At 69.3% G+C, this 6086-nt stretch carries 5 protein-coding genes and 1 pseudogene; 2 read left to right on the top strand and 4 right to left on the bottom strand.

Annotated elements, in window-relative coordinates; translation table 11 throughout:
- Positions 1–1744: 1744 nt before the first annotated feature.
- From CLV63_RS27025 to CLV63_RS27015, 3 genes are all read right to left on the bottom strand, one after another.
- A complete protein-coding gene (locus CLV63_RS27025; protein ID WP_106586040.1) occupies positions 1745–2479 on the bottom strand; it encodes an SDR family NAD(P)-dependent oxidoreductase in 735 nt (244 codons plus the stop codon).
- 158 nt (positions 2480–2637) lie between these two features.
- The gene (locus CLV63_RS27020) at positions 2638–3234 is read right to left on the bottom strand and encodes a TetR/AcrR family transcriptional regulator (RefSeq protein WP_211301493.1); all 597 of its coding nucleotides are present in this window, start codon (positions 3232–3234) and stop codon (positions 2638–2640) included.
- Between the two features lie 313 nt (positions 3235–3547).
- A complete protein-coding gene (locus tag CLV63_RS27015) occupies positions 3548–3895 on the bottom strand; it encodes a hypothetical protein (RefSeq protein ID WP_106586038.1) in 348 nt (115 codons plus the stop codon).
- A gap of 1110 nt (positions 3896–5005) precedes the next feature.
- Between CLV63_RS27015 and CLV63_RS35180 the strand changes: the two are divergent.
- Together CLV63_RS35180 and CLV63_RS34745 are read left to right on the top strand one after the other, a co-directional pair.
- Positions 5006–5194 (top strand): annotated as a pseudogene (locus CLV63_RS35180) (serine protease); the annotation flags it as partial.
- Between the two features lie 65 nt (positions 5195–5259).
- Complete coding sequence (locus CLV63_RS34745) at positions 5260–5574, top strand: trypsin-like serine protease (RefSeq protein WP_245929085.1); 315 nt, start codon at positions 5260–5262, stop codon at positions 5572–5574.
- 78 nt (positions 5575–5652) lie between these two features.
- Here the strand turns inward: CLV63_RS34745 and CLV63_RS27005 are convergent, their stop codons facing one another.
- Positions 5653–5967, bottom strand: a complete 315-nt coding sequence (locus CLV63_RS27005) for a thiamine-binding protein (protein ID WP_106586037.1) — start codon at positions 5965–5967, stop codon at positions 5653–5655.
- Positions 5968–6086 lie beyond the last annotated feature (119 nt).

The following is a 6086-nucleotide window of genomic DNA, read 5'->3' as shown; positions in this document are numbered from 1 at the left end:
ATCGGCACCACCGACACCGAACTCCTCACCCGCCACACCAACGGCGAGAGCTACCGAGAAATCGCCGCCACCCTGCCCATCGGCCCCACCGCCGTACGCACCCGCATCCTCAACGCCTTCAAAACCACCACCGAGCCGCCCCAGGCAGCACCCGCCCCCCGCACCGGATAACCACCCCCACCCCCGCGTGCGCGGGGCTTGGCGCTTCACCGACGAGACGGCCGCGCTCGCCTGGGGTTCACCCCCGCATGCGCGGGGCTTGGGGAATGAGGGCCCGGCCGGAGCGGCAGTTCTACGGTTCACCCCCGCATGCGCGGGGCTTGGGCCGATGTCGCCAAGAACCCGAAGAAGCTCAACGGTTCACCCCCGCATGCGCGGGGCTTGGAGTTAATGACCTGGCACTTTGTGGCGCGTTATTGAAATGTGATGTCGGCCCATCGCCATCCATCCCATCCCGCTACCTCAACCGAACGGCGTGCTCCATCGTGACCCAGCCACGATCGAGCAACGCGAGAAGGAAAGACCTCTGCCAATTCACGGACACGGCCTCCCGAGTGAACCACGCACACTCCCACCACCGGAAGGCGATCTCGGTTCGCAGGGCGGCCTTGTCCGCTGTCGACGCCCGGTTTCTGGTGGGAAGAGCAGCACCAAAGGCGACAGGGGCGAGGCTCGGCTGGATCGGCCGGGTTTCCCTTGGCCCCCGCGGGGTTACCCCGGGGTCGCCCGCGCGTAGCCGCGCCCCCGGCAGCGAAAAGCACGGCTACCTGCGCAGAGCCGCCCCCATGGAGGGTGATTCGGGGTTTATGTTCCTTTCGGCAGCGCGATTCGCGGCGGAGGGGCGCTGATTCGGGCCCCGCGCCAAGATCATGTCCAGCACGCGGACGAGGAACCAGCAGGAACCGCCTCCACGCGCCCGGATTGCAACGTGGTGTCCGGTTTTCGTGGACAGGGCGGGCCTGCGGGGCGGCGGGGTGCCCATCCAGACGTCATTCGGGTGCTGTCTGGATTGTCCCTCCCATCGGGTTCTCATCATGTGAGACGCCCCGGGTAATAGGGAGCAGCACCCGGGCCGCTGACCTGCCCTTTTATGCAGGACTCGGCAGCGCGGTGGTCCGACGCCCCCGGCCCCATGCGCAGCGGTGGCCTATCCGCGCGCATCCCGGCCCACCGCCGGCCGTTGCTGCCCCGTTGCCCACGCTGGCCCCCGCGCACCCCGGCCGATCCAGCCGGGCACCGCCCCCTGCCGCCTTTGCTGCTGCTTCTCCCATCCGCACACCCGACCCGATCCAGCCGGCCCCAGGCCCCCACCCGCCTTCGGTGCTGCCTTTCCCCACAGACCACCCGCACCCGGCCCTGCGACAGGGCCGCCCAGCAGACGGACCGACCCTAAAAACCCGCACGATCCGGCCAGGAACCTGCCCCTTCCGCCGTTACTGCTTCTCATCCCCACCGCGCATCCCCACCGCACCCCCACCGCGCATCCCGGCCGGTGGAGCCCAGGCCCCGAGTCCCCCTCGCTCCCGCCCTTGCGCGCCTCCATCGCCCCCGCGCCCGCGTCGGCACCCCGCGCCTCGCGAGCTTGCCAGCACACGCGTCCCGTTCCAGCGCATCGTGCATCGCGGCAGTACCAGCACCGTGCGCTACCGACGCGCGATGACGATCCCGGCCTCGGCCGGCCCTCCACCCGCCCCAGCTCCGGACCGTGCGTGAAACGCACCTGAATCGGCGCTTGCGAGGGCGCTCATGCCTGCGCGTATCCACCGTCGGCGAAGAACTCGGCGCCGTTGACGTAGCTCGACGCGTCCGAGGCGAGGAACGTCGTCACGGCGGCGATCTCCTCGGGTTCGGCAAGCCGGCCGAGGGGAACAGCGCCTTCGGCGTCCTTGAGCATCTCGGGTGTGACCAGATCAAGCAGGCCAGGGGTACGCGTCCCGCCCGGGGACACGACGTTGACCCGGAAGCCGTGTGCGCGTGCGCTGAGAGCCCAGCCGCGGGCGAGGGTGCGGACTGCGGCCTTCGACGCCGCGTAGACCTCAAGTCCCAGGTTGGGCCGTGTTATCGCGGTCGAACCCGTCAGGATCACCGAAGCGTTCGTGCTGAGCAGCGGCAGCGCCTGCTGGAGAGTGAAGATCGTCCCCTTGACGTTGGTGGCGAACACCGAGTCGATCAGATCCTCCGTCACCTCGCCGAACGGCGCCGCGGTGCCGACGCCTGCGTTGGCGACCAGCACGTCGATGCGTCCGGCCTGGTCGCGCACTGTGCCGTAGAACGCATCGAGCTCTGCGGGCACCGAAGCATCGCAGACCACTCCGGTCACGCCAGGTCCGAGCTCGGCAACCGCGGCGTCGAGCGCGTCTTTGCGGCGGCCGGTGATGAACACCGTGGCGCCCTCGTCGCGGAATGCGCGCGCGGTCGCGAACCCGATGCCGGTGCCGGCCCCGGTGACCACGGCGACCTTGTCTGCCAAGACGGCCATGCCGTCCTCCCTCACATTATGGACTGTTGCGTCCATAATAGTGCCTGATATGGACCGTGCGGTCAATATTGATTCGACATCAGGGCTTCCCGGCGCGGTCCAGTAGACGGGCTGCCGGTTGCAGGGCTAGGCGGTACAGGTCGGCCGGTGCGCTGCCGCTACTGCGCCGGGGTGGGCAGCAACCGTGCCAGGGCGGATTGGGCCACCACGGCGAGCGCTTCGATATCCATGCCGGTGCGCCCGAGGGCGATGAGGCCGAGTTGCGCGACGAGGGCCGCGCGGGCGGTCTCCGAAGGGTCGATGTCGGGGTCGAGGTCGCCTTCGCTCTGGGCGCGCTCCAGCGCCGCGGTGAGGACGGTGGCGATCGCGTCGTAGCTGCGGCGAGCCTCGGCTGCGACGTCCGGGGTACTGGCGGAAAGCTCGGCGTTGCTGTTGGCCAGCAGGCAACCCCGACGCGCGACCGCCCCAGTCGGGTCGCCGGTCAGGCCGAGTACGAACTCGCGCACCACGTCGATCCCCCGCGCCGCGGAAACCTGGCGCTCGCGCAGCGCCAGCAGGTTCGCGTCGTCGTAGTCGCGCAGCACCCGCAGGAACAGGCTGCGCTTATCCCCGAACGCCCCGTAGAGGCTGCCCTTGCCCAGCCCGCTCACGCGCAGCAGGTCGTCCATTGATGTCGCCGCGTAGCCCTTGTCCCAGAACTCGTCGCGGATGGCGAGGAGCACACGGCTTTCATCGAACTCACGAGGTCGAGGCATACCCGCACACTACAAGTTCTGGACCGAATGGGCCACAATAGGCTCCGGGCCGCCATGTGCCCGGCTCGGCGCGGGAAAGGTCAAGCCGAACACCGGTCTGGCGCTCCTCCTGCCCCCGGGGCCAGGCAGCGGACAGCCCCACCACGCGACCCCACCCGCCAGGACCCGACCTGGCCCCGCCGCGAATGCGGCGGGGCCAGCGCACCACGATCCTGATCAGTCCTCTAGGGCGTGACTCGATGCATGTGGAGCCATCCATTGATGGCGGTGACCTCGGATCGGGGCAGCGTCACCCGGACCGAGGGTCGAGCGGTCAGGCGTGTGCGCCCTGCCAGCCGGTGCACTTCACCCGGTTGCCGCTCTTCTTGGTGTAGCAGGCCCTGAGATACACCGGCGCACCCTCGTTGATCCGCTTCAGACTCTTGTGCGTGCGCTGGTTGTACCCACAGGACGTGGTGGTCCAGCTGTGGTCCTGGTTGATGATCTTCAGTTCGGCCATCAGGCAGTAGCCGTCCGCCTTCAGGTCGTAGGAGTTGATGTAGTCACCCTGGTGGGTGAAGGACACCTCGCCCCCGGCGACGTCGATGCGCTCGTCAGTCCCTGCGTACGCAGTGGCGGCGACTGCGAGGGACATCGTGGCGGTGAGCGCAACCACGCCCATCCGAGCGGCGAATCTCCTCATGCTGGGCACGTTGTTCCCCCCTGGTGGAAGTGTCAGAAAAATTGAACCGTGCGAGTTTGTCACACTCTGTACGCCTACTGTTCACAGGGCACCCTTGCCCACGGTCAACACCCGGTTCCCGGTGGGCAAGGCAGCACCAAAGGTGGGCGAAGGGCCGGCCCCGGCGAGGTCGTGCCGGGTGCCCGGTGGGGAACAGCAGCACCAAAGGCGGGGAGGGGCCGGGCTCCGGTTGCATCGGCCGGGGTGCGCGGGGGCAGGGGCGGGCGATCGGAGGCGGGGTTTCCCGGGGTCACCCGCACGCATGCGCGTCCCTGCGCAGCGAAAAGCACGGCTACCTGCGCAGAGCCGCACCCGCGGAGGGGGATTGGCGGTATATGTCCCTTTTAGTGGCGTGATTCGCGGCGGAGGGGTGCTGATTCGGGCCCTGCGCCAAGATCATGTCCATCATGCGGACTGGTGATAGGCCGGAGCCCTCTTTACCTGCCCGCATTGCGGCTTGGTGTCCGGTTTTCACGGGGGTGCGGGCCTGCGGGGCGGCGGGATGACCATCCAGACGTCATTCGGGTGCTGTCTGGGTTGTCCCTATCATTGCGTTCTCATGATGTGAGACGCCCGGAGTCGTGGGATGCCGCCCCCGGGTCGCTGACCTGCTCTTTTGCGCGAGCTTCCGCACCGCAGCGGCTCAACGGCCCCAGCCCCCTGCGCAAAGATGGCCTATCGCGCACACCCCGGCCCACCACCGGCCGTCGCTGCCCCGCCGCCCACCCCGACCCCCGCGTACCCCAGCCGAAACAACCGGACCCCGACCCCTCGCCGCCGTTGGCGCCGCTTCTCACCACAGACCACCCGCACGCGGCCCAGCAACAAGGCCGCCCAGCGAACAGACCGACCCCAGAAACCACCACCCCGGATCGCTGCTCGCGCGGGATCGGTCGTGGCCACCCGCAGCGGTACGGACTCAAGGGTGACTTTCGGGGTGGGTGAACGATCACTCGCGGCCGGTGTCTCGGTGCGCGCCGATCTCTAGGTTCGGGTGTGGCAGCAGACAGCACCACGCTCACACGCACCCCGCGACGAAAGGGTTCGCACATGTTCGACAGTCGTAGCCGCAGGTGCCGGGCCGGGCGAAGCCGTGGACGAGGCATGGCGCTCGCCGGGGCGGTGGGGGCCGGCGCGTTCATGGCGGCGACCGCGCTGGCCGCACCGGCGAACGCGATCATCGGCGGGGCCGACGCCACTGAGCACTACGGGTTCATGACCGCCCTGTACGACGACAAGGACGCACACTACTGCGGCGGTGCGCTGGTCGACGAGCAGTGGGTGCTCACTGCCGGGGCTGGGGAATGGCCGACGAGTTCGGCGAGGAACCCAAGCCGGACATCCTCCAGGAACTCGACACCGAGGTGGTGCCCGTCGACCGGTGCGCGGAACTGGACGCCAACAGCGACCTGTGCTCCGAGCACCCCACCGACGAGGCGCAGGTCTGCACGACCGACTCCGGCGGCCCCCTGATCCGCGGCGCCGAGGGCCGCTGGGAGCTGGTCGGCGTCGTCAGCCGCGACGGCGACTACGATGTCAGCCCCCTCTGCGTGGGCCCGTCGGTCTTCACCGACGCCGTGGCACACGCGGACTGGATCACCACCACGGTCGCGGCGTAGGCCGCCACCGGGCCTCGATCACCGCTCGACAGCCCGGACTCCGGTGGGGCGAACAGGGACCCTGGCGCACCAGGGTCCCTAGCCCGTGGCGCCGCCGTTCAGCTCCTGCTCTACCGAGGCGATCTTGCTGGTCAGACCGTCGTTGACACCGTCGCGGATGTCGGCCTTGAGGACCAGGCTGACCCGGTCGGAACCCTCACCCGCCGCTTCGACCGCGCGCTTCACGACGTCCATCACCTCGTCCCACTCACCCTCGATGCTGGTGAACATGGCGTCGGTGCTGTTCGGCAGTCCGCTGTCGCGGACGACCCGCACCGCGCGGGCGACGGCGGGGGCGACGGAGTCCGTACCGGCGGTGCCGTTCATCGGGCTTACGGAGAATGCGACGATCATGACCTGACCTCCACAGGTGAAGGGGCGCCGGTGCTCCGGTACCCCGCGTCCGTTCGGTTCTGCGCGCCGCCTACCCGCGCGGCGGGGCGTCCATGCCCCGCACGGCAGGGCACTCGTGC

The sequence above is a fragment of the Murinocardiopsis flavida genome (assembly GCF_003014485.1).
Classification (GTDB): domain Bacteria; phylum Actinomycetota; class Actinomycetes; order Streptosporangiales; family Streptosporangiaceae; genus Murinocardiopsis; species Murinocardiopsis flavida.
The sequence above is the reverse complement of the archived record's forward strand: the minus strand, read 5'-3'. Positions and strand labels throughout refer to the sequence as shown.

Excerpts from the sequence above, each read along its gene's own strand:
- CLV63_RS27020 (WP_211301493.1), bottom strand. The coding sequence starts at position 3,234 with ATGCCTCGACCTCGTGAGTTCGATGAAAGCCGTGTGCTCCTCGCCATC.
- CLV63_RS27015 (WP_106586038.1), bottom strand. The coding sequence starts at position 3,895 with ATGGGCGTGGTTGCGCTCACCGCCACGATGTCCCTCGCAGTCGCCGCC.
- CLV63_RS27025 (WP_106586040.1), bottom strand. The coding sequence starts at position 2,479 with ATGGCCGTCTTGGCAGACAAGGTCGCCGTGGTCACCGGGGCCGGCACC.
- CLV63_RS34745 (WP_245929085.1), top strand. The coding sequence starts at position 5,260 with ATGGCCGACGAGTTCGGCGAGGAACCCAAGCCGGACATCCTCCAGGAA.
- CLV63_RS27005 (WP_106586037.1), bottom strand. The coding sequence starts at position 5,967 with ATGATCGTCGCATTCTCCGTAAGCCCGATGAACGGCACCGCCGGTACG.